Source organism: Nocardiopsis trehalosi NBRC 14201, assembly GCF_001552555.1.
GTDB classification, from domain to species: Bacteria; Actinomycetota; Actinomycetes; order Streptosporangiales; family Streptosporangiaceae; genus Nocardiopsis_B; species Nocardiopsis_B trehalosi.
Genome location: NZ_BCRK01000029.1, coordinates 1 through 21,277, shown reverse-complemented (window position 1 = coordinate 21,277; position 21,277 = coordinate 1). Strand labels below are relative to the sequence as shown.

The 21,277-nt window shown below is 76.7% G+C and carries 17 protein-coding genes; 12 read left to right on the top strand and 5 right to left on the bottom strand.

Annotation, left to right across the window (positions count from 1 at the left end):
* Window positions 1-1,156: 1,156 nt before the first annotated feature.
* Together NT8_RS30720 and NT8_RS30715 are read left to right on the top strand one after the other, a co-directional pair.
* A complete protein-coding gene (locus NT8_RS30720; protein WP_067965873.1) occupies window positions 1,157-1,579 on the top strand; it encodes a hypothetical protein in 423 nt (140 codons plus the stop codon).
* Window positions 1,576-1,923: a winged helix-turn-helix domain-containing protein gene (locus NT8_RS30715; RefSeq protein ID WP_067965871.1), complete on the top strand. Its 348-nt coding sequence runs from the start codon at window positions 1,576-1,578 to the stop codon at window positions 1,921-1,923. The genes NT8_RS30720 and NT8_RS30715 overlap by 4 nt, the downstream gene beginning before the upstream one ends.
* 166 nt (window positions 1,924-2,089) lie before the next feature.
* Here NT8_RS30715 and NT8_RS08005 read toward each other — a convergent pair whose 3' ends face one another.
* Window positions 2,090-2,971, bottom strand: coding sequence for a helix-turn-helix transcriptional regulator (locus NT8_RS08005; protein ID WP_067965869.1), 882 nt, complete (start codon window positions 2,969-2,971; stop codon window positions 2,090-2,092).
* Between the two features lie 141 nt (window positions 2,972-3,112).
* Here NT8_RS08005 and NT8_RS08000 point away from each other — a divergent pair, with 141 nt between their 5' ends.
* Entirely contained in the window at window positions 3,113-4,093 is a 981-nt protein-coding gene (locus tag NT8_RS08000; protein WP_067965866.1) for a bile acid:sodium symporter family protein, read from the top strand.
* 161 nt (window positions 4,094-4,254) lie between these two features.
* Here NT8_RS08000 and speB read toward each other — a convergent pair whose 3' ends face one another.
* Window positions 4,255-5,211 (bottom strand): agmatinase, encoded by a 957-nt coding sequence (gene speB, locus NT8_RS07995; RefSeq protein WP_067965864.1) that lies wholly within the window; start codon window positions 5,209-5,211, stop codon window positions 4,255-4,257.
* 313 nt (window positions 5,212-5,524) lie between these two features.
* Here speB and NT8_RS07990 point away from each other — a divergent pair, with 313 nt between their 5' ends.
* From NT8_RS07990 to NT8_RS07975, 4 genes are all read left to right on the top strand, one after another.
* A complete protein-coding gene (locus NT8_RS07990) occupies window positions 5,525-7,618 on the top strand; it encodes a PucR family transcriptional regulator ligand-binding domain-containing protein (RefSeq protein WP_067965862.1) in 2,094 nt (697 codons plus the stop codon).
* A gap of 590 nt (window positions 7,619-8,208) precedes the next feature.
* Window positions 8,209-8,616: a PPOX class F420-dependent oxidoreductase gene (locus tag NT8_RS07985; protein WP_067965861.1), complete on the top strand. Its 408-nt coding sequence runs from the start codon at window positions 8,209-8,211 to the stop codon at window positions 8,614-8,616.
* 281 nt (window positions 8,617-8,897) lie between these two features.
* The gene (locus NT8_RS07980) at window positions 8,898-10,757 is read left to right on the top strand and encodes a bifunctional metallophosphatase/5'-nucleotidase (protein WP_067965859.1); all 1,860 of its coding nucleotides are present in this window, start codon (window positions 8,898-8,900) and stop codon (window positions 10,755-10,757) included.
* Window positions 10,758-11,272: 515 nt separating this feature from the next.
* The gene (locus NT8_RS07975) at window positions 11,273-13,147 is read left to right on the top strand and encodes a rhamnogalacturonan lyase (RefSeq protein WP_067965857.1); all 1,875 of its coding nucleotides are present in this window, start codon (window positions 11,273-11,275) and stop codon (window positions 13,145-13,147) included.
* A 223-nt stretch (window positions 13,148-13,370) separates the two neighbouring features.
* Here NT8_RS07975 and NT8_RS07970 read toward each other — a convergent pair whose 3' ends face one another.
* Window positions 13,371-14,498 carry a methyltransferase gene (locus NT8_RS07970; protein ID WP_067965854.1) on the bottom strand — a complete coding sequence of 376 codons (1,128 nt, stop codon included), beginning with the start codon at window positions 14,496-14,498 and terminating at the stop codon, window positions 13,371-13,373.
* 438 nt (window positions 14,499-14,936) lie between these two features.
* Between NT8_RS07970 and NT8_RS07965 the strand changes: the two genes are divergently transcribed.
* Window positions 14,937-15,137, top strand: a complete 201-nt coding sequence (locus NT8_RS07965; protein ID WP_067965852.1) for a hypothetical protein — start codon at window positions 14,937-14,939, stop codon at window positions 15,135-15,137.
* Window positions 15,138-15,205: 68 nt separating this feature from the next.
* Here the strand turns inward: NT8_RS07965 and NT8_RS07960 are convergent, their stop codons facing one another.
* A complete protein-coding gene (locus NT8_RS07960; RefSeq protein ID WP_067965850.1) occupies window positions 15,206-15,589 on the bottom strand; it encodes a hypothetical protein in 384 nt (127 codons plus the stop codon).
* 178 nt (window positions 15,590-15,767) lie between these two features.
* Window positions 15,768-17,018, bottom strand: a complete 1,251-nt coding sequence (locus NT8_RS07955; RefSeq protein WP_067965847.1) for an MFS transporter — start codon at window positions 17,016-17,018, stop codon at window positions 15,768-15,770.
* Window positions 17,019-17,605: 587 nt separating this feature from the next.
* Between NT8_RS07955 and NT8_RS07950 the strand changes: the two genes are divergently transcribed.
* The 4 genes from NT8_RS07950 to NT8_RS29225 are packed head-to-tail and all read left to right on the top strand — an operon-like array spanning window position 17,606 to window position 20,958.
* Complete coding sequence (locus tag NT8_RS07950; protein WP_067965846.1) at window positions 17,606-18,337, top strand: DUF2271 domain-containing protein; 732 nt, start codon at window positions 17,606-17,608, stop codon at window positions 18,335-18,337.
* Window positions 18,327-19,268, top strand: coding sequence for an FAD:protein FMN transferase (locus NT8_RS07945; protein ID WP_157515597.1), 942 nt, complete (start codon window positions 18,327-18,329; stop codon window positions 19,266-19,268). The genes NT8_RS07950 and NT8_RS07945 overlap by 11 nt, the downstream gene beginning before the upstream one ends.
* Window positions 19,265-20,563: a ferric reductase-like transmembrane domain-containing protein gene (locus tag NT8_RS07940; RefSeq protein WP_067965843.1), complete on the top strand. Its 1,299-nt coding sequence runs from the start codon at window positions 19,265-19,267 to the stop codon at window positions 20,561-20,563. The genes NT8_RS07945 and NT8_RS07940 overlap by 4 nt, the downstream gene beginning before the upstream one ends.
* 29 nt (window positions 20,564-20,592) lie before the next feature.
* On the top strand, window positions 20,593-20,958 hold the full coding sequence (locus tag NT8_RS29225; RefSeq protein ID WP_157515595.1) for a hypothetical protein: 366 nt from the start codon (window positions 20,593-20,595) through the stop codon (window positions 20,956-20,958).
* The last annotated feature ends 319 nt before the right edge of the window (window positions 20,959-21,277 follow it).

Here is a 21,277-nt window from a genome sequence, read left to right as displayed (position 1 = left end):
CGCGGGCGGGCGACCGCAGCACTCGCGGCCGGATAGCGGCCGGAGCCGGCACACGGCAGCCGCGTCCGAATCGGGCGACCACCTCCGGACCGGGGTGCGGCCTCGACGCAGCGCCCAAGTGAGCGGGTCGGAGCCAAGGGGCGGTGCCGTCGCCCCTGGTGGGGCGGTGCACGTCCGGCGGCGGTGGACGGAGCCGGCCCGCTATCCGAACGCGTCGGCCTTCTCTGCTGCCATGGGGTGTGGCGGCGGCGTGCCCGGAAGTGGACGGGAACCAGCCGACGTGGCTCGGTCGAGCATGGCCGCGGCGATGGCGCGCGGCGGCCGCAGCTTGGCGCGAGCGACCGCCTTCGGATTGAGGGCGACCTCGGAGCGATTTCGGTCGGGCGTGGCCGCCGCAATGGGCGCGTGGTTGCCGCATCCCCGCTCGGGTGACCACCTCTCAGCCCGGGGCCGTCTCGGCGCAATGCCTGTAGCGCGGACGGTAGACGCTCTGCGGTGGTGGACTGCGCGGGTTCTCGACCCGAGCGCGTCGGCTTCGTCGGGGCTGCCATGGGAAGTAGTGGCCCGAGGTGGGCGGGAATCGGTCGGCGCGGTTCCGGTCGGACGTGGACGTCGCGATGGGGTGCGGGGGTGCGCCGCTGTCGGCGCCCCCAATGCATCCAGCGGTTCCGGCTGTTCCGGCGGTCCGGGCTGACCGTGGCGGGAGTACCGGGCCGATGCAGTGCTTCGCCGCGTCGGCCTCCGCCGACTGCGCCGTTGTCAGTGGTCCCGGAGACGCTGACAACGGCGGGGACGGCCGTCGAAGCGGGATCGACCGCCACCGCCACCGCCACTGCGGCAGCCGCAGCGGTCGGCGGTCGGCGGTCGGCGGTCGGCGGTCGGCGGTCGGCGGAGCATGCCACCCGCCTTACTCATAGCCGCACACGGCCGCCCCTCACGGTCCATCACCCCAGCAGCGACCCGTCACCCCCACCACCACCGCCTCCCCGGGCACCACCACGAGAGCGGACGGCTCGGTCCCTCCCCGGACGCACTAGTGCGGTGGCGTCCGCCGCTCTGCACTTCGTCCGACCCGTCGACTTTCCGCTCTGGAATCTACTTGCCAATGTGGAAAGTACTTGCCACTATGGCATGCATTCGACGAGGGGAGTTCTCCATGGATCACGCGGAGGCACGGGCGGCGCTGGCCGTCGCCGACGGGGTCGCCGACACCGCCCGGCGGCGGGCGCGCTGGTACGCCGCATGGTGTGCGGCGTACGCGGTACTGACGGCCGCCTACACCGCCGGGGTCGGCCTGGCCCCCGGCCCGCTGACCATCGGCGCCGGGTCGGCGGCGTGGGCGATCGCGACGGCGCTGCTGAGCGCCTACGCCGTCCGCCAGCCGGTCGCCCCCCGCCACTACACGCGGCTGCACCTCACCATGATCGGCACGTGGGCCGTGCTCTACGCCGGGGTGCTGGTCCTCGGCGCGGACCGGTTCGGCGACCCGGCGTGGTGGGTGCCCGGCGCACTGCTGACCGCCGTGCCGCCGCTGGCCGGGGCGGTCGCCGCACTGCGGCTGACCCGGGCGGCGGCGTGACGCGGCACCCCCGGGCCCGCCTCGATCCGGTCATCCACGCGCCGGTGCGGTTCTCCATCGTGGCCGCGCTGGCCGCCGTGCAGAGCGCCGACTTCCGGTTCGTGCGCGACGCCGTGGAGATCACCGACTCCGCACTGTCCAAGCAGGCCGCCACCCTGGAGGAGGCCGGCTACGTGCGGATCGACAAGGGCTTCACGGGGCGGCGGCCGCGCACCCGGCTCGCGCTCACCGCGCAGGGCCGCGACGCGTTCGACCGGCACGTGCGGGCGCTGCGCGACATCGCCTCCGGCGCGGCGGTGCCCGCGCCGGAGGACGGCGGCGGTGCCACCGCCCCGCCGACCTGAGCGGGCGGCGCATCGGAGGACGGCGCACCGGAGGACGGCGCACCGGCTGCGGCGGGGCCGGACCCTGCACGACCGGCCCCAGCCGGGCCCCGGCCCCAACACCAACGGATGGTCGCGGCCGTGGCACGCACCCCGGCCGTCCTCCAGGGGGTGCCGCGGCCGCGGGTCAACGGGGGTCGGGGCGCTCGCTCTCCTCAGCGGGGGCGACCGCGCCGCGCTCCGCGGCGTCGGGCAGTGCCCAGCTCGCCAGCGTCCGCAGGGAGCGCTCGGCCTCCGACCCGGGCTCGGCGGAGTAGGCGACGAGCCACTGGTCGGCCTCGCCGCCGACCTGGAAGGTCTGGTAGTGCAGGCGGACCGCGCCGATCAGCGGGTGGACGACGTCCTTGGTGCCGCGGGTCCTGTCGCGCACGTTGTGGTCGGCCCACATCGTCCGGAACTCCTCGCTGGCCACCGACATCTCCCCCACCAGGGCTGTCAGCCGGGCGTCGCCGGGGTGGCGGGCCGCGTGCATGCGCAGGTGGCCCACTGTCTCCCGGGCCTTGAGGCGCCAGTCGCCGAACACCCGCCGCGTGCGCTCGTCGCGGAAGAGCAGCCACACCCAGTTGCGGCGCTCGGCGGGCAGCTCGCCGAAGTCGAGCAGCAGCACCGCCGCGAGCCGGTTCCAGGCGAGGACGTCGGTGCGGTGGTCGATCACGTACGCGGGGTTGCCGTGCATGCCCGCCAGCAGGTGGCGCAGGTGCGGGCTGACGGTGCGCCGCGGGCGGCGGACCCGCCGCACCGGCTCGGCCAGGCTGAACAGGTAGGACCGCTCGTCCTCGTCCAGGCGCAGCACGCGGGCGAGCGCGTCCAGGACCTCGTCGGAGACGCCGCCCGTTCGGTCCTGCTCCAGCCGCACGTAGTAGTCGACGCTGACCCCGGCGAGCTGCGCGATCTCCTCGCGGCGCAGGCCCGGGACGCGGCGCCGCCCGCCGTAGGTCGGCAGACCGACGTCCTCGGGGCCGATGCGGGCGCGCCGCGATCGGAGGAAGTCGCCCATTCCGCTGCGCATGCCGCCCAGTATCCCGACACCGGGGGGCGCGTGCCTGGTCCTGTCGGAACCAGTCAACGGGGCTGCCGTGCGGGGCCGCCCCTCGGCGGCCGCGACCCGCCTGCCATCCTTGGGACGCTCATCTTGGAAAGAAGGACTCCCATGGCACTCCTGACACGGATCGCGGAATTCACCGGGCGGTGGTTCGCGCTACTCATCCTGGTCGGCGCGATCGCCGGTATCGCCGTGCCCGACCAGGCGGCCCGCATGGCGCCCGCCATCACCGTGCTGCTCGGCGTGATCATGTTCGGCATGGGGCTGACCCTGCGCGCCGCGGACTTCGCGATCGTGGTGAAGCGCCCGCAGGCGGTGCTGATCGGCGTCACCGCCCAGTACCTGATCATGCCGCTGGCCGGCTACGGGGTGGGCGTGGCGCTGGACCTGCCCCCGCTGCTGCTGGTCGGCATGATCCTGGTGGGCGCCTCGCCGGGCGGCACCGCGTCGAACGTCATCGTCTACCTGGGGCGCGGCGACGTGGCGCTGTCGGTGGCGATGACGTCGATCTCCACCCTCCTCGCCCCGTTCCTCACCCCGCTGCTAGTGCTGTGGCTGGCCGGGTCGACGCTGCCGGTCGACGGCGCGGCCCTGATGATGTCCATCCTCCAGGTGGTGCTCGGCCCCGTTCTGGCGGGCCTGGTGGTGCGGGCGGTCGCGGGCCGGTTCGTCGAGCGCGTCCTGCCGCTGCTGCCGCTGGTGTCGGTGCTGGGCATCGTCGTCGTGGTGGCGGCCGTGGTGGGCGCCAACGCCGACGCCGTGCTGAGCTCCGGCGCGCTGGTGGCCCTGGCGGTCGTCCTGCACAACGGGCTGGGCCTGGCCCTGGGCTACGTCGCGGCCCGCGTGACCCGCCTGCCGGTGAGCGCGCGCCGCGCTGTGAGCATCGAGGTGGGCATGCAGAACTCCGGCCTGGCGGCGACGCTGGCCACCGCGCACTTCGCGCCGCTCGCCGCGCTGCCCGCCGCGCTGTTCTCCGTCTGGCACAACATGTCGGGAGCGCTGCTGGCGAGCGTGTGGGCGCGCCGCACCCCGGCCGGTCCGGGCGACCCCGCCGGGACGGCCGACGCACAGGACGCGGTACGCGGCTGACACGATCCGCGGCTGACGCGCCCGCCTCCGGTGGGCCGGTCCGCCGGCCCCGACGGGACGCGCGGGGCACCTTCACGACGCGAGCCCGGCGGCCGCTCCCGCGAGGGGACGGCCGCCGGGCCCCGACGCCGGCGGTGCCGGCGGGTCGGCGGACCCGACCGTCAGCCGGTGGTGGCCGCCGGGCCGAGCGCCAGCACGCTCACCAGGTCGTAGGCAACGTGCGCGGCCGCGGTGGCGGTGATCTGCGCGTGGTCGTAGGCCGGGGCGACCTCGACCACGTCGGCCCCCACGATCCGGCAGCCGGCCAGGCCGCGCAGGATCTCCAGGAGTTCGCGGCTGGTCAGCCCGCCCGCCTCGGGGGTGCCGGTGCCGGGCGCGTGCGCGGGGTCGAGCACGTCGATGTCGACCGACACGTACAGCGGGCGGTTCCCGATGCGCTGGCGCAGCGCGTCGGCGACCTCGTCGACGCCGCGGCGCATCACGTCGGCGGAGGTGACGATGCCGAACCCGAACCGGCGGTCGTCCTCCAGGTCGCGCTTGCCGTACAGCGGGCCGCGGGTGCCGACGTGCGCGATCGCCTCGGTGTCGAGCAGGCCCTCCTCGACGGCGCGCCGGAACGGGGTGCCGTGGGTGTAGGGCTCCCCGAAGTAGGTGTCCCAGGTGTCGAGGTGGGCGTCGAAGTGCAGCATCGCGATGGGCCCGTGCACGCGGTGCAGCGAACGCAGCAGCGGCAGCGCGATGGTGTGGTCCCCGCCGAGGGTGACCAGGCGGGCGCCGGTGCGCAGCAGGTCGGTCGCCGCGGCGTCGATGGTCTCCACCGCGTCGCCGATGGAGAAGGGGTTGACCGCGATGTCGCCGCCGTCGACCACCTGCAGCGCGGCGAACGGCGACACGTCCAGCGCCGGGTGGTAGGGGCGCAGCAGCCGGCTGGCGTCGCGGATCGCCGCGGGCCCGAAGCGGGCGCCGGGGCGGTAGGAGACTCCGGTGTCGAACGGCACGCCGACGACCGCGACATCGGCGCGCTCCACCTGGTCCAGGCGGGGCAGCCGGGCGAAGGTGGCGGGGCCCGCGAAGCGGGGGGTCCGGCTGGAGTCGGTGGGACCGATCGGGGTGGTCATGGGCGGGGTGCTCTCCACTTCGTTCCGGTTGCGCTGGTCTCGGTGCTGCTCGGGCCCGGGCGGGGGCCGGGAGGGTCCGGGCGGGCGGCGATCCGCGATGTGCCGTCGGCCGTGTGCCGTGCGGCATCCGTCGCCAGTGGCCGGTCGCCGGTGGCCGGTGGTCCGTCGGGTCACCGGTCGGGTCGCGGGCCCACCAGCACGTTAAGCAGCGCATAGCATGCGGGTAAGTGGTTGAAATGCACCGTTCCGCACCGCCGACAGGACCATTGGCCCAGTACGGCGCTGCGGCGGGCGACGCGCCGGGGGTGGCGGAATGGCCGGGGCCGACGACGGGGGCGCGGAACGCACCGTCCCGCTGCGCACGGTGGCCGACCGCCGCGACCTCGCGCTGCGCCGACTGGTCGTCCCCCCGGGCCCCGAGCCGCGCGTGCGCTGGGCGGTCGTCAGCGAACTGGCCGACCCCGGACCCTACCTCAGCGGCGGGGAACTGCTGCTCACGGCCGGGGTCGGCATGCGCACCTCCGACGCCGACGCCGCCCGCTACGTCGCCGGGCTGGTCGGTGCGGGGGTGAGCGCCTTGGGGTTCGGGGTGACTCCGGTACACGACACGGTGCCCCCGGCGCTCGTGGAGCAGTGCCGCCGGCAGGGGCTGCCGCTGCTGGAGGTGCCCCACCCCACGCCGTTCGCGGCGATCACCCAGGCGGTGGGGCGGGCCCTGGAGGAGCGCCACGTCGAGGACCTGCGCCGCCTGGGCGAGGCCCACCGCGCCCTGGCGCGGGCGGTCACCGCGGCGCACCCGGCCGACCGGGTCGTGCGCGTGCTCGCCGACGCCCTGGGCTGCTGGGTGCTCCTGGCCCCGCCACCCGGCCGCGCACCCGGCGCCGCCGGGCCGGACGCCGCTGCGCCGGGCACCGCTGTGCCAGGCGCCGCTGAGCCCGCCACCGGCGGTGGCGCGCCGAGGGGTGGGCGGCGGGGCACCCGCGCCGACGGACGCGACGGCGTTCCACGGCACGACCCGCGCCCCGGCCCACCGGCGACCAGCGGGCCGGTCACGGACGCGGACGCGACCCGAGGCCCCGACGCGGCCGACTCCCCCAGCACGCCGGCGCACCCCGCTCCGGACGGCACCGGCGGCGCGGCGGAGGCGGCCGCCACCACAGGGCGCGACCACGGCGGCGCGCCAGAGCGGCCGGAGACCGGCGAACCCTCACCTGACAACACGGCCTCTCGGCGGAAGCGGGACGGGCCAGGACGTTCGCGGGCCGACCGGCCGACAGCGGGCGGCCGGTCGGCCCAGCGGCCCGGCGGGCCCGGCCGGACCGCGACCGGCGCCGGCGGTCCGGAACGCCCCGCCGCGGACGCCGCCGTGCTCTACGCCCCCGCCCCGGCGGGCACGGTCCCACCCGCGCTCTCGGCGGAGGTGGCCGGCCTGACCGGTCGGCTCACCGCCTCGCGCGGCCCCCGCAGCGCCAAGGCCCGCATGGGCGCCGACGAGGTCTTCCTGCACACTGTGGGCGACCCGCCCGAGGCGGCGGGGGTGCTCGTCATCGGGCGCCCCCGGCCGTTCGGGATCACCGACCGGGCGGTGCTGGGCACCGCCGTGGCCCTGCTCGGCCTGCTGCTGCGCGGAGCGGCGGCAGCGGTGCCCGCGCCGGGACGGCTGCTGACGCGCCTTCTGCTGTCCCCCGACGACCCAGGGGACCTCGCCTCGCTGCTCCCCCCTCTTACGGGCCCGTCCCGGTCCTCGGGCGCGGCGGCGGAACCGTCCGCGCCCGCGCTGTTCCGGGTGCTGCGCGCCCATTGGCCGGGACGGGGGGCGCCGCCGACCGCGGCCCTCGCGGCGCTGGTCCGCAGCGTCCTCGTCGACGACCCCGACCCGCCCGGCGCCGCCTCGGCGGCGCGCGGAGGCGGCGACGCGGCGGTGCGGGCCGTCGTCGCGGACCGCGCCGACACCACCGCCCACCTTGACCTCCTCGGCGGACTGCACCGGCAGGGGTGGGTGGCGGCGCTCAGCGACGCGGTGCCGCCCGAGGAACTGCCCGCGGCGGACCGGCGCGCCGCGTCCCTGCTGCGCCGGGCCCGGGCGGCGGGCCGCCCGCTGCTCTGGTCGGAGGCGGTCGACCCGTTGGAGGCGGCCATGGGGCGTGACGCCGCCGAGGCCGCCGCCCGCGCGGTCCTCGGCCCGCTCGCGGGTGACGACGACGCGGCCCGCGGCCTGCGCACCACACTGCGGGCCTGGCTGGCCCGGCACGGCAACTGGGACCGCGCGGCGGCCGACCTCGGCGCGCACCGCAACAGCGTGCGGTACCGCGTCGGCCGCGCCGAACGCGCCCTCGGCGTCGACCTCGCCGACCCCGAGCACCGCATGCGCCTCTGGTTCGCCCTGACCCGCCTCCCCGACGACTGACCCCGCCCGCCGCGCCACCACACCCGCGACCGACCACACGGAGAGCCCTCCCGATCCGCGGGACACCCGGCAGCGCGGCCTTCCGGAGAAGCCGTTCGCCCTCCTCTGCGGCCGCCGGGCGAAGGCACGGCGGCGACTCCGGCGCAGCGGCCGCGCCCGGCCGCGTTACGCCGCTCCTTTCGACGGCCACCTGGCCGACGATGCGGCGATCGCCCCGAGCGGCAACCCCGCGCGTGCGCTCGGTCCGGCAGCGGCACCGTCGCACCGGGTACGGCCGACCGCCCCTCCCCTCGTTCGCGTGCGCGGCATTGCGACTTACCGGCCGAATCCGCCCGGACGGAGATGTGCGCGCCGGCGCGCGCGGACGGACGCGCCCCGTCCGCGGTCCGCACCCGCGTACCCGGCGTGGTCGGCGCGCCACCGCGTCGGCCGGGTCGTGGGCTCGTCCGGGGCGGCCGTTGTCCGAGGTGGAGGCCGCCGTGTGCGGCGCGGGACGGCACGGCCCGGCGCAGGCGGTCATGGCGGACACCGCCGAGGACGACACGGGCCCGGTGCGAGGGCGGCCATGGGCAGCCGCCTAGGATCACCGGGTGACCACTTCACTGGGCGACGGCGCCCGCGCTCTTCTGGACGGCGTGAACCTCGCCGTCCTGACCACGCTCAACAACGACGGCAGTCCGCAGTCGTCGGTCGTCTGGGTCGGCCGCGACGGCGACGACGTGCTCGTGTCGTCGGCGGCCGGGCGCCGCAAGGAGCGGAACCTGCGCCGCGACCCCCGGGTGAGCCTGTGCGTGCTCGACGCCGCCGACCCCGACCGCTACGTGGAGGTGCGCGGGTCGGCCCGGGTCACCGAGGACGTCGGCCGCCGCATCGCCATCGCCCTGGCCGAGAAGTACGACGGCCCCGAAGGCGGCGACGAGTACCGGGACCTGCCCGAGGAACACGTCCGCGTCGCGATCCGCATCACCCCCGAACGCCTCACCGGCCCCGCCGCCTGAAAAACGCCGCGCCTGACGGCGCCCCCGCCGACCACCGGCACCGACCCGCGCCCCGCCCCGTTCGCCCGCCACCCGCGCCCCCGGGACCACCGGCGCCGCACGGCTCCGGGCGGCGCTGCGCTGGTTCGGCGGAGCGGCCTACCTCGGCGATTGAGGGGGGAGCGCAGCGGGCCGGCGCGGGGCACGGCGCGGCCGCCGCCGCAGGTGGCGCGTGCCTTCCCGGCCGTGGGCGGCGCCGGTACGCTCGTGCCCTCGTCGCCCGCACTGTCGACAGGACGCGCATGCTGACACGATCCCCCGCCTCCCGGCGCGCCGGCGGTCTACTCGCCGCCGGGGTGCTCGCCGCCGCCCTCACCGTTCCCGCCGCTCCGGCCGCCGCCGACCCGGCCGCCGACGGGCGCGGCCGCCCGCCGAGGACCGACTTCACCCTGACGATCCTGCACAACAACGACGGGGAGTCGCAGCTCCTCGGCGCCCCCGCCGACGCCGACTACGGCGGTGCCGACCGCTTCACCACGCTCGTCCACGACCTGCGGCGCGCCGAGGCGTCGCCGCGTGCCGCGCAGGGCGACGAGGCGCACCGGCGCGGGGTCGTCACGGTCTCCTCCGGCGACAACTACCTCGCCGGGCCCCAGTTCGCCGCGTCGCTCGACAAGGGCGCCCCGTTCTACGACTCCCTCGCCGCCGGAGAGATCGGCTACGACGCGCTGGCCATCGGCAACCACGAGTTCGACTTCGGACCGGACGTGCTCGCCGACCACATCGAGGGCGTCCCTGGGGACGCCCCGTTCCTGTCGGCCAACCTGGACGTCTCCGCCGAACCGGCCCTGGACGCGCTCGCCGACGCCGACCGGATCGCCGCGAGCACGGTGGTGCGGGAGCGGGGCGAGCGCATCGGCCTGGTCGGCGCGGTGACGCCCGCCCTGGCGTCGATCTCCAGTCCGCGCGACGTGGTGGTCGAGCAGGACGTGCGCGCCGCCGTCCAGGCCGAGGTCGACCGGCTGACCCGCCGGGGCGTCGACAAGATCGTGCTCGTCTCGCACCTGCAGGGGCTCACCGAGGACCGGGAGCTGATCCCGCTGCTGCGCGGCGTCGACGTCGTGGTCGCCGGAGGCGGCGACGAACTGATGGCCGACGACGACGTCCCGCTCGTGCCGGGCGACACGGTCACCACCGATCCCACCACCGGCGAGCCCTACCGGTACCCGCTGTGGGTGCCGGACGCCGACGGGGTCGACGTGCCGGTGGTCACCACGGCCGGGGACTACAAGTACGTCGGCCGCGCGGTGGTGAACTTCGACCGGCACGGCCGGGTCGTGTCGGTTCCCGACCGCTCCGGGCTGGTGCGGGTGTCCGGGGTGGGCGCTGACGCGGTCGCCCCGGACCCGGAGGTGCGGCGCACGGTCACCGAGCCGGTGGCCGCGTACGTGGACGCCATGGCGGAGAACGTCGTCGCCGAGAGCGAGGTCGCCCTGGAGGGCCGGCGCGACCCGGGCGTGCGCACCGGGGAGACCAACCTGGGGAACCTGCTGTCGGACGCGCTGCTGGACGCGGGGCGGGACAACGCGGAGCAGTACGGTGTGGCGCCGCCGCAGGTCGCCCTCCAGAACAGCGGGGGCATCCGCAACAACGCGCTGATCCCGGCCGGGGGTGTCAGCGAACTCGACACCCACGCGGTCGCGCCGTTCGCCAACTTCGTGGCGGTGGTGCCCGAGGTGCCGCGCGCCCAGGTGAAGGAGCTGCTGGAGAACGCGGTGTCGGCCGCGCCGGCCGCCGACGGGCGGTTCGCCCAAGTGGCGGGGGTGTCGTTCACCTACGATCCGGCGCGCGCCGCGCAGGTCGTGGCCGACGACGGGACCGTGGAGCGGCCCGGCGAGCGGGTCCGCGACGCCGTCCTGGACGACGGGACGGCGCTCGTCGCCGACGGCGAGGTGGTGGAGGGGGCGGCGATCTCGGTCGCCACCAACGACTTCTCCGCGCGCGGCGGCGACCGGTACCCGTTCCGGGGGCTGCCCTTCGCGTCGGTCGGACTCACCTACCAGCAGGCGTTCCTCGCCTACCTCACCGAGGATCTGGGCGGCCGGGTCACCGCGGCCGACTACCCCGAGGGCGGCTCCGGGCGTATCACCCGGGTGGGTTGACGTAAGGGGCGCCCCCGCCGCTCCGGCCCGCGTGCGCGCAGTGGGGCCCGCCCCGGTCATCCGGGGCGGACCCACTGTCGTTCCGGGGTCCTCAGGGCGGCCGTCCGGGTCGGCCGTCGGCGCCGAAGGGCTGTCGCGCGCCGGTCGGGTGGGAGACACAGACGACGCGCCACCTTGACGGCGTAGATTACATTTCCCGCCTTTCGGTTAAACCGGACACGGACCGAAAAGGGATGCCCTCTGTAAGCGCTTTCCTGTCGCGTGCAGCTCGCCCGCGTCCGCCGCCCCGATCCGCCGCGCGGGTTTCGGTCCCCTCTACCACCGCCCTGTTCGCCGTGAGCGAAACGCGCCGACCCAAACGGCCGATCCGCCGGGCCGGCCTCCGTCCGACCGGACCCGCTGCGACAATCGGCGGCCCCCGAGCCCCGCGGACCGCCCCGGTCCTCCTCACCGCGGGGCCCGCGCCCGGGGGCGGCCGCCGCCCCTGGGCCGTACCGGTGACAAGGAGTGACCGCGTGAACCCTCCCCCCTCCCCCACCTCCCGGCCACCGCTCGCCCGCGCCCGCGCCTGTGGCGCGGTCCTGCTGTCCCTGGCGGCCGCCGCCTTCGGGCTGGGTGCCGTCCCCGCGCCCGCCGCGGCCGACCCGCTCCCCGCCGGCCCCTCAGCCCCGGCCCCCGCCGCCGCACCCACCGAGCCGGCCGAGGACCTGGGCCGCGGCGTGGTCAGCGTCGGCTCGGCCGACGGCAACCTGGTGAGCTGGCGGCTCTTCGCGGGCGACCCCGAGGACATCGCGTTCGACGTCTACCGCGACGGCGTGCGCGTCACCGACGAACCCGTGCGCGCGGCGACGTCCTACCTGGACGAGGGCGCGCCCGCCGACGCCTCCTACACCGTGCGCCCGCTGGTCGGCGCCGGCGAGGTGCGCGGCGCGGCGTCGGAGCCGTCGCTGACCATGGCGGCCGGGTCGATGGACGTCCCGGTCAGCCCGCCGCCGTCCGGCTCGGGCTACTCCTACGAGGCCAACGACGGCAGCGTGGGCGACCTGAACGGGGACGGCGAGTACGAGATCGTGCTCAAGTGGCAGCCGACCAACGCCCGCGACAACTCGCAGTCGGGGCACACGGCCAACACCTACCTCGACGCCTACCACCTCAACGGGCAGCGGCTCTGGCGCATCGACCTGGGGCGCAACATCCGGTCGGGCGCGCACTACACCCAGTTCATCGTCTACGACCTCGACCGCGACGGCCGCGCCGAGGTCGCCACCAAGACCGCCGACGGCACCGTGGACGGCCGGGGCGGCGTGATCGGCGACGCCGGCGCCGACCACCGCAACTCCTCGGGCTACGTGCTGTCGGGTCCGGAGTTCCTCACGGTGTTCGACGGCCGCGACGGCGCGGAGCGGACCACCGTCGACTACGTCCCCGGGCGCGGCAACGTCGCCGACTGGGGCGACTCCTACGGCAACCGGGTCGACCGGTTCCTCGCGGGGGTGGCCTACCTCGACGGCAGCACGCCGAGCCTGATCATGGCGCGCGGCTACTACACGCGCACGGTGGTGTCGGCGTGGCGCTTCAGCGGGGGGTCGCTCAGCCGCCAGTGGACGTTCGACAGCCGCAGCTCCACGAACGGCCCCGAGTGGGAGGGGCAGGGCTTCCACAGCCTCTCCATCGCCGACGCCGACGGGGACGGCCGCGACGAGATCATGTACGGTGCCATGGCCATCGACCACGACGGGCGCGGCCTGTGGAACACCGGCTACGGGCACGGCGACGCCCTGCACGTCGGCGACTTCGTCCCGGGCCGGGCCGGCCTGGAGGTCTTCGGGGTGGCGGAGAACGCGAACGCGCCCAGCTCGTGGCTGGTCGACGCGCGCACCGGGGCGACGATCTTCCGCACGTCGCCGAGCGGCGACAACGGGCGCGGGCTGGCCGCCGACGTCCACCCGGGCAGCGCGGGCGCGGAGTTCTGGTCGGCCAACGGCAGCGGCAGCCTGCTGAACGCGAGCGGGCAGCCGGTCGGCCGCAAGCCGGGGTCGATCAACTTCGCGGTGTGGTGGGACGGCGACCTCTCTCGCGAGCTGCTCGACCAGACCCGCATCGACGAGTACGGCACCGGCGGCGACACCCGGCTGCTGACCGGCAGCGGGGTGGCGTCCAACAACGGCACCAAGGCGACGCCGGTGCTCAGCGGCGACATCCTCGGCGACTGGCGCGAGGAGGTCATCTGGCGCACCTCCGACAACCGGGCACTGCGGATCTACTCCACCGACATCGCCACCGACCACCGCCTCCCGTCCCTGATGCAGGACCGCCAGTACCGCACCGCCATCGCCTGGCAGAACGTCGCCTACAACCAGCCCCCGCACCCCAGCTACGCGATCGGCTGACAGCGGGGGCGCCCGCACCGGCCGCCGCCCGACGAGTGCGGCGGCCGGTGCCGCGTGCACGGCTCCCGGTCCGCCCCGCCCGCACCCCGCGCGTCGGGGCGCCGGCCGGCGGCGGTCCGGGGTTCCGGGGTGCGGCCCCACGTGGTCGCGGTGGTCGCGCGCCCCGGAATGTGTGTTCGACGGTCGGCGGGTCATGGCCCGGCCTCGGCGGTCCGGGGCCGGATCACGTCGCGGTGAGCCGCCACAAGGACGTGGTCTCCGCGCTGCGGGCGGCGTGCAGCGGGTCGGCCGCGTCGCAACTGCGCGGATGGCGGGGTGCGGTGTCGAGCCGGCCCACGACGCGCAGGCCGGCCGCCGCGATGGCGGCGAGGAGCCCGTCCCGGGTCCGCAGGCCGAGGTGTTCGGCCAGGTCCGACAGGATGAGCCACCCTTCACCCCCGGGTTCGAGGTGGGCGGGGAGCCCGTCGAGGAATCCCCGGAGCATGGCCTCGTCCGGGTCGTAGACCCCGCGTTCGAACAGCGTGGCCGCCCGGGCGGGCAGCCACGGCGGATTGCACACCACGAGGTGGGCGCGACCGTCGGGGTACAGGCCGGGGCCCACCACCTCGATGCGGCGGGCCAGGCCCAGCCGCCGGGCGTTCTCCCCGGCGCAGGCCAGGGCGCGGGGGTTGATGTCGGTCGCCACGACGCGGTCGAAGCCGCGCGAGGCCAGAACGGCGGCGAGGACGCCGGTCCCGGTGCCGAGGTCGAACGCCGTGGCGGGGCCGCTCCGTGGCGCCGACGGCGGACGCGCGCGGGCGACCAGGTCGACGTACTCGCCGCGGACCGGGGAGAACACCCCGTAGTGGGGATGGACGCGCCGGCCGAGCGCCGGCACCTCGACCCCGCGGGTCCGCCACTGGTGCGCGCCCAGCACACCCAGCAGCTCCCGGAGGGAGACGGCCATCGGCCCGCGCGGCGGCCCGTAGGCCTCCCGGCAGGCGCGGCGGACATCGGGCGCCCGGCGCAGCGCCGATCCGTGGTCGTCCTCCAGCAGCACCAGGATGCGGCCGAGGACGCGGGCCCGCGTCTCCTGGTGGCGGCGCTGCGCGCGGAAGGCCGCGCCCGCGTCGGCCGCGGGGATGCGCGGGCCGCGGCCGAGCCGGCGGCCGACGGCCGCGAGCAACCGCCGGCCGTTGTGGAAGTCGCCCCGCCAGAGCAGGGCGGTCCCCGCGCGCACCAGCCCATAGGCGTCGGCGGCCCGTATGCGGTCGTCGGCGACGACGACGCGGCGGGCGGGGGGTGAGCCGTTCTCGGAATGCCAGGGGGCGGATCGCCGCGCCCCGTCCTCGGTCCAATGGATGTCGGCCATCGGGTACTCCTCGTGATCGGACGTGCGGAGGGCACGAAGAGCACTTCGGCGAGGAGCAGGACGACCGGCACCCGGCCGGGACGGCGGGGTGCGCGCGGGTAGGGCGGGCGGCCGCTACCGCTCCCGCGCCGAAGCGCGGGGGCGGGCGTCGCCGAGGACCATGCCGAGGACCATGCCGGGTGTCATGGCCGCCTCCTTGAAGTCGAGGGTGGACCGACGAGGCAGCAGCGTCCCACGGCCGCGCCGCGTTGTCGACCGCTTTCGGGTCCGCCCCGCTGCCCGGCGGGCCGGGGCTCCCCCGGAGCCCGTCGGGCCCCGCGGCCCCGGCGGTCCCGCTCGGGCGGCCGGAGACGCGGTACCGGGAAACCGGCGGCCGACCGGGACAGCGAGCACTACGCTCGGTGACTGCACATCTCCCCCTAGTGAACGGAGTCCGATGTGACCCGACGTCTCGCCGCCGTGCTGCTCGCCGTGTTCGCCGCCCTGGCGGGGCCGGCCGTCCCCGCTGCGGCGGACGACGCCCCCGGTGAGGAGCAGGAGGCCCAGCCCCTGGAGGAGAACCGGTCGCTGGTCTCGCTGACCGGCGTGGACGGACCGGCCGTGGAGTTCCACGACGAGGTCGTGGAGCTGCTGAGCTGACGCCGATCCGGTGCTGAGCGCGGCGCGGGCGCGGTGGCCGACCGCCCGCGCCGCGCGGGCGCCCGGCCTCAGGCGGTGACGGCGGCCGCGAGCCCTTCCGGGTCGCCAACGGTGACGGTGATCCCCCGATGCCGCACCAGGCCGATCGGTTCGATGCCACGCATCGGGCGGTGCAGTTCGAGGCAGACCCCGCGGCCGGTGCGGGTGCCCAGGGTGAGGCCGCCGTCGGCCAGCGACAGGTGCGGCCCCACGACCTTCCAGGCGGAGTAGGGGCCGCCGATGTGGGCGGCGGCGATGTTGGTGCGCGGCACGCGTATCCGCCACGGCCCGAACCGGATCAGCACGGCGACCGCGCCCACGTCGACGTAGGCGCGCCCGGGCCGTACCCCGATGAGGCCGAGCGGGCGCGTGTAGCGGGGGTCGAATGCGAAGTCGAACCTGGTGGCGGCCATGGTCTCCCCTCGGTCGTGGTGGTGCGGCGGGCGGTGCCGCGGGCCCCGGCCGGACGCTCCGCCCCCGCGTTCGCCCGCCCGCCGCCGCCCGGACGACCGCGCCCCGCTCTCGGGGCGGGCCGGGCGGTGGCCGAGTCGGAGCCGCTACCCGCCGCCACCGGCGGAAACCCGCGCCTCTTCAGGAGGCGCCCGCCCCTCCGAGGTCGGCCGCCGCCCGTCCGCGACGTCCCGCCCGGTGCGCCGCCACCGCCACCGCTACGGCGGCCAGGCCCGCCGCGCAGCCGCCGAACAGCATGGCCGCCGACGGCGAGGCGTGGTCGACGACGGCGCCCCCGGCCAGCGCCCCCACACCGATCGTGGCCTGGAACGACGCGGTGAACAGGATCGACGCGGCCTCGGGCGCGTGCGGCGCCGACGCGGCGAACCAGGTCTGCGAGCAGACCGGGACCGCGCCGTAGGCGAGCCCCCAGGCCATCAGCAGCACGGCCGCGCCGGCGGGCCCCGCGCCCAGGACGGGCAGCAGCACGGTCGCCGCGGCCAGGGCCGCGGCGCTCACCCCGAACGCGGCGCGCGTCCACCGCGCGGCGGCGGCCCCGCCCAGCAGGTTCCCGGCGAAGCCCGCGACGCCGTAGGCGAGGAGCAGCAGCGTGATCGCGCCCGGCCCCGCGCCGGTGACCTCGGTGAGGAAGGGGGTCACGTAGGTGTAGGCCGCGAAGTGCGCCAGGACGACGAGGAACGTCACCAGCAGCCCCATCCGGACGCCGGTGGTGCCGAGCATGGCGCGCAGGACGCCGAGGCGGGTGGCCCCGGCCGAGGGCAGCGGGGGCAGCGCCACGAGGAGGGCGGCGAGCACACCGGCCGACAGCAGGGCCATCGTGGCGAACGCGACCCGCCAGCCGGCCAGGTCGCCGATGAGGGTTCCCGCGGGTACCCCGAGCACGGAGCCCAGCGGGACGGCGGAGAAGATCACCGCGGTGGCCCGCGCCACCGACCGCCGCGGCACCAGCCGCTCGGCCAGGCCCGCGCCGATCGACCAGAAGCCGCCGATCGTGACGCCCACCAGCACGCGCGCGACCAGCACCGCCCAGAACGCGGGGGCGGCGGCGGTGATGACGTTGGCCGCCGTCAGCAGGAGCATGAAGGCGCACAGCATGAGCCGGCGGTCCACGCGCGCGGTGGCGACCGTGATCGTGGGGGCGCACACGGCGGCCAGGAACCCGGGCATGGTCATCATCAGGCCCGCTGTTCCGTCCGAGACGGTGAAGTCGGCGCCGATGGACGTCAGGAGTCCGATCGGCAGGATCTCGGTGGTGACGATCGCGAAGATGCCCATCATGACCGAGAGGACGGCGAACCGCCCCCCGCGCGGTGGTGCGGTCGGTGCGCCGCCGCCGGTGGCGGTGCTTGTGGCGGTGGTGCCTGCGGACATGGCTTCGCCCTTTCGTAGTGGTGTCGAAGGTGCGGACCAGTCCATCGCCCCCGGCGCGGGGATGCTGGCGGATTCGCGTCGGCAACGATCGGGCGCGCGGCCGGGCGAATGGAGGCTCGGACGGGCCGACGGGCACTCGGGCGGGTGGGCGCTCGGACCGACGGGCGATTGACCAGGCGACCGCTCGGACTCGGGCCGACGGGCGGGCGGGTGCTCGGGCGACCACCGCGCGCACGAGGCGGCGCCCGCCCTGTCGCGTGTCGGGCAGGGCCGGGGCTGCGCGGCGAGAGGTGGGGGGCCGGGGGCGGACCGGGGCGGCCGGGGGGGCAGGCCGGGGCCAGACCCGGGGGCGCGGGACCGGGGCGGACGGGGCCGCGGGGCCTAGGGCACGGGACCGGGACCGGGACCGGGACCGCCGGGTGCGGGACCGGGGCGGGCTTTCGCCCGGTTTTCGTCAGTGCTCTTATGATGGTGAGGGACCTTACCCGCGGCGTGCGGTCGTCGGCCCCGGCCCGGGTGAGGCGACCGGCCCGCCAGGCCGGCGGCCGCGCGGGCCGCCGGCGCATCCGGAAAGGACGCCGTCCCCGATGTCGGACCGCAGCATTCGGCTTGTCGTGCCGCTGGTGGTGGTCACCGGTGTGGCCGCCGTCGCCACCGGCACCCACGCCCTGCACAGCGAGCCCGCCGCGACCGCCGCGTTCTCCCCCCAAGGCGCCGCCGCCCCCTCCCCCGGCCCCGGCGCCCCCTCCGGCACCGCCTCCACCCCCGCCGCGCCCGCCGCCGAGGCGGGCCTGGGCCTGGTGCGGATCACCTACCGGCTGCACCGCCTGCCGCAGATCGCCAGCAACCAGATCGCGGTCTGGATCGAGGACGCGAACGGCGGGTACGTGCGCACACTCTTCGCGACGAGCTTCACCGCCAACGGGGGGTACGTGCGCCGCCCGGAGTCGCTGGTCGAGTGGCGCACCACCGCCGAGTGGGAGTCGGCGCCGCCCGAGGAGGTCGAGAGCGTCAGCCGCCCCGCGCAGGACGGCGGCGTGCACACCCTCTACTGGGACGGCACCGACCGCACCGGCCGCGCCGTCCCGGCGGGCGACTACACCTACCACGTCGAGGGCAACACCTACTGGGAGAACCGGGTGCTGTTCACCGGCACCATCACCCTGGGCGAGGAGCCGCACACCTCGTCGGCCGAGCACGAGTACCTGCCCGCCGCGGCCGAGCAGGACGGGGTGCTGGTCGAGGACGTCACCGCGGAGTTCTCCCCCGGCGAGCCGCTCGACCCCTCCGTCCTCACCACCTACACCCGTGGCTCCTGAGGCGCGGGCGGTCCGCGACCGGATCATGGGCACCACCGTGCTCGTGGCGGGCCTGGACGCCACCGGGCAGGCGGCCGTCCTCGGCCTGCTGCGGGAGGCCGAGCGGATCTTCAGCCGGTTCACCGCCGACAGCGACACCTCCCGGGTCAACGCCGCCGCGGGCCGCCCCACCCGGGTCTCCCCGTTGTTCACCGCCGCCCTCGCCGAGGCGTGCGCCCATCAGGCGGCGAGCGGGGGCCTGTTCGACCCGTTCCTCGCCGCGGACCTGGTCCGCCTGGGCTACGACCGGGACTTCGCGGCGGTGCGGTCGGTCCCGGCCGCTCCGGCGGCCCCTCCCCGTCCGGCCGGCGGCGGCGCGCCGCCGCGCGTCCGCATCGACCACGGTGTGCCCGAGGTCGCCCTCTCCCCCGGCCTCGCCGTCGACCTCGGCGGGTTCGTGAAGGGCTGGGCGGTGCAGCGGGCGGCCGGGGAGCGGATGCGGGCGGGCGCCCCGCGCGGCCTGATCGACGCGGGCGGCGACATCGCGGCGTGGCGCGGGCCGGGCGGCGCGCCGTGGCGGATCGGCGTCGAGCACCCCCTGGACACCGCGCCCGCGGGCGTCCTGGCCCTGCCGCCGGTGGCGGCCGTGGCCACGAGCAGCGTGGTCCGGCGCGGCTGGCGCGACACCGCCGGGGCCCGCCTGCACCACATCGTCGACCCGCGCACGGGCGCACCGGCCGATTCCGACTGCCTCCAGGCGACCGTGCTCGCCGCCGACCTGGCCGCCGCCGAGGTGTACGCCACCTGCCTGGTGCTGCTGGGGACCGGCGACGGCCCGGCGTGGCTGGCCGGGCGCGACCCGGCCGCCGCGTGGATCACCGTCGACCGCGACGGCCGCGTGCGCCGCTCCGCCGACCTCGACCTCCACCACGAAGGAGCGGCCCGCCCATGACCGTTCAGGACGACGTGGCGCGGCGCCACCGGGCCCCCGTTGCCCTGCGCCCGCTCAACCGGGGGTTCACGGCCGTGCTGGTCGGCGCGAGCCTGCTCCCGGCGCTGGTGCCGCTCACCCTGCTGGACGAGGCGGGCGGCCCGGTCCCGGGGCTGGCCAACATCGCCGGGCTGGTGGGCGGGGTGCTGATCTGGTGGCAGGCGGTGCTCGGCATCCGGCAGGTGTCGGCGCTGTTCACCCCGGACCGGGGCGGCGCCGTCGCGCTGCACGCGTGGCTGGGGTCGGCGGGGGCGTTCTTCGTGCTGCTGCACCCGCTGATGGAGATGATCGCCGACCGGCACGGCCTCGCCTACCTGGTGCGGATCGACTTCACCTGGGTGGAGTCGACCTACACGTCGCTGGGCCGGATCGCGTTCCTGATGTTCTGCGCGCTGTGGCTGGTCAGCACGCTGGCGCGGGCGGCGGTGCGCTACCGGACCTGGCACTACGTCCACTACCTGTCGTATCCGCTGGGCGCCCTGGTGTTCGTGCACGCCTACGGGCAGGGCACGTTCATCCTCGACCTGTGGTGGCTGCGGGCGTACTGGCTGGCGCTGGGGGCGACGTTCGCGGCGGCGTGCGGGTGGCGGCTGGCCGCGCCGCTGCTGGCGCCCCGCTATGAGCTGACCGGCGCCGCCCGCGAGGGCGCGTCGGCGACGGTCTACGCCATCCGGCCCCGGGGGCGGGCGCTGCGGCCGGGGCCGGGGCAGTTCTGCCACCTGCGCACGCGCCTGCTGTCGCGGGCGCACCCGCTGAGCGTGGTGCGGACCGACCCCGACAGCGGGGAGCTGCTGTTCGCGGTCCGCGACGCGGGCCCGTTCACGGCGGAGTTCCGCCGGCTGGCGCCGGGGGCGACGCTCTACGTCGACGGCCCGCACGGCACGTTCACCCACGAGGCGCTGCGCGGCGCCCGCCCGGTGGTGCTGGTGGCGGGCGGCATCGGCGTCACCCCGTTCGTGGAGCTGGTGCGGTCGCGCCCCGAGGGCGGCGCGGTGCTGTTCCACGCGGTGCGCTCGCCGGCCACCGCGCTGTTCGGCGCGGAGCTGCGCGAACTTCTGGGCCCCGACTACGTCCCGGTGCCGGGCGGGGTGCCGTTCGACGCGCGCGCCGCCCTGGACCGCCTCGGCCGGGGGACGGCCCGCCGGGCCCTGTTCTTCGTGTGCGGCGGGCCGGGGTTCACGGCGGACGCGGTCGCCGCCCTGCGCGCCGAGGGGGTGGAGGACCGCCGCCTGCACGTCGAGCGCTTCGAGTGGTGAGCCCGCCAACCGGTCGCGCGGCTCGAAGGGTGGGACTGGACCGACGCGCCCCACGACCATCGCGACCCCCCGGTCCGTCCTCGCCGACCCGCGCGACCGCCTCGCCCGCACCCGCTCCACACCTCACCGCGACGTCGGCGGCGCGGCTGTACGCCGACGCGGAGTCCTACGAGACCGACCCGGCGGTGTGGGGGGCGCGGGTCGCCGTACCGCCCGGCATCGCCGTCTTCCCGCGCGCGAAGACCCGGGCGCCGCGCCGGTGGTCGGAACGGCAGTGGAACCTGGTGTACGTGTCCGAGCAGCCGCGCGGCGGGCACTTCGCGGCGTTCGAGCGGCCGGGCCCGTCCACCGCGGATCTGCCGGCCTTCCGCCGGGCGCTGGCCGATCCGGACTGACCGGCCCGCTCCGGCGGGGTGTCCGGTGGAGCCACACCCTCGTGGCGGGTCTGTCGCGGGTGGTGGGCGCGCGGTTATCGTGCTCGTGGCCGCCGGTTCCGGCGCGCCCGGCGCCGCCCGCTCCCGGCGTCCCGATACGGTCCGGCCGAGCGCCGTGCCGCCCCGGTCCGCCCACGGGTCCGCCCCCAAGGAGCACGACATGCGCCTTCGCCCCGCCGCCCTGCTCGCCGCCGCCGTACTGGCCGGCGCGCTGCTCGCCGCCCCGCCCACCGCCGCCGACACCGCCCCCTTCCCCGCCTCGGCGGCCGCGGCCGCCGAG

Bases quoted from the DNA above. Each gene is read 5' to 3' on its own strand.
- NT8_RS07940 (WP_067965843.1), top strand. From the start codon at position 19,265: ATGACCGTTCAGGACGACGTGGCGCGGCGCCACCGGGCCCCCGTTGCC.
- NT8_RS07950 (WP_067965846.1), top strand. From the start codon at position 17,606: ATGTCGGACCGCAGCATTCGGCTTGTCGTGCCGCTGGTGGTGGTCACC.
- NT8_RS07955 (WP_067965847.1), bottom strand. From the start codon at position 17,018: ATGTCCGCAGGCACCACCGCCACAAGCACCGCCACCGGCGGCGGCGCA.
- NT8_RS07990 (WP_067965862.1), top strand. From the start codon at position 5,525: ATGGCCGGGGCCGACGACGGGGGCGCGGAACGCACCGTCCCGCTGCGC.
- NT8_RS07980 (WP_067965859.1), top strand. From the start codon at position 8,898: ATGCTGACACGATCCCCCGCCTCCCGGCGCGCCGGCGGTCTACTCGCC.
- NT8_RS08000 (WP_067965866.1), top strand. From the start codon at position 3,113: ATGGCACTCCTGACACGGATCGCGGAATTCACCGGGCGGTGGTTCGCG.
- NT8_RS08005 (WP_067965869.1), bottom strand. From the start codon at position 2,971: ATGCGCAGCGGAATGGGCGACTTCCTCCGATCGCGGCGCGCCCGCATC.
- NT8_RS07960 (WP_067965850.1), bottom strand. From the start codon at position 15,589: ATGGCCGCCACCAGGTTCGACTTCGCATTCGACCCCCGCTACACGCGC.
- NT8_RS30720 (WP_067965873.1), top strand. From the start codon at position 1,157: ATGGATCACGCGGAGGCACGGGCGGCGCTGGCCGTCGCCGACGGGGTC.
- speB (WP_067965864.1), bottom strand. From the start codon at position 5,211: ATGACCACCCCGATCGGTCCCACCGACTCCAGCCGGACCCCCCGCTTC.
- NT8_RS07970 (WP_067965854.1), bottom strand. From the start codon at position 14,498: ATGGCCGACATCCATTGGACCGAGGACGGGGCGCGGCGATCCGCCCCC.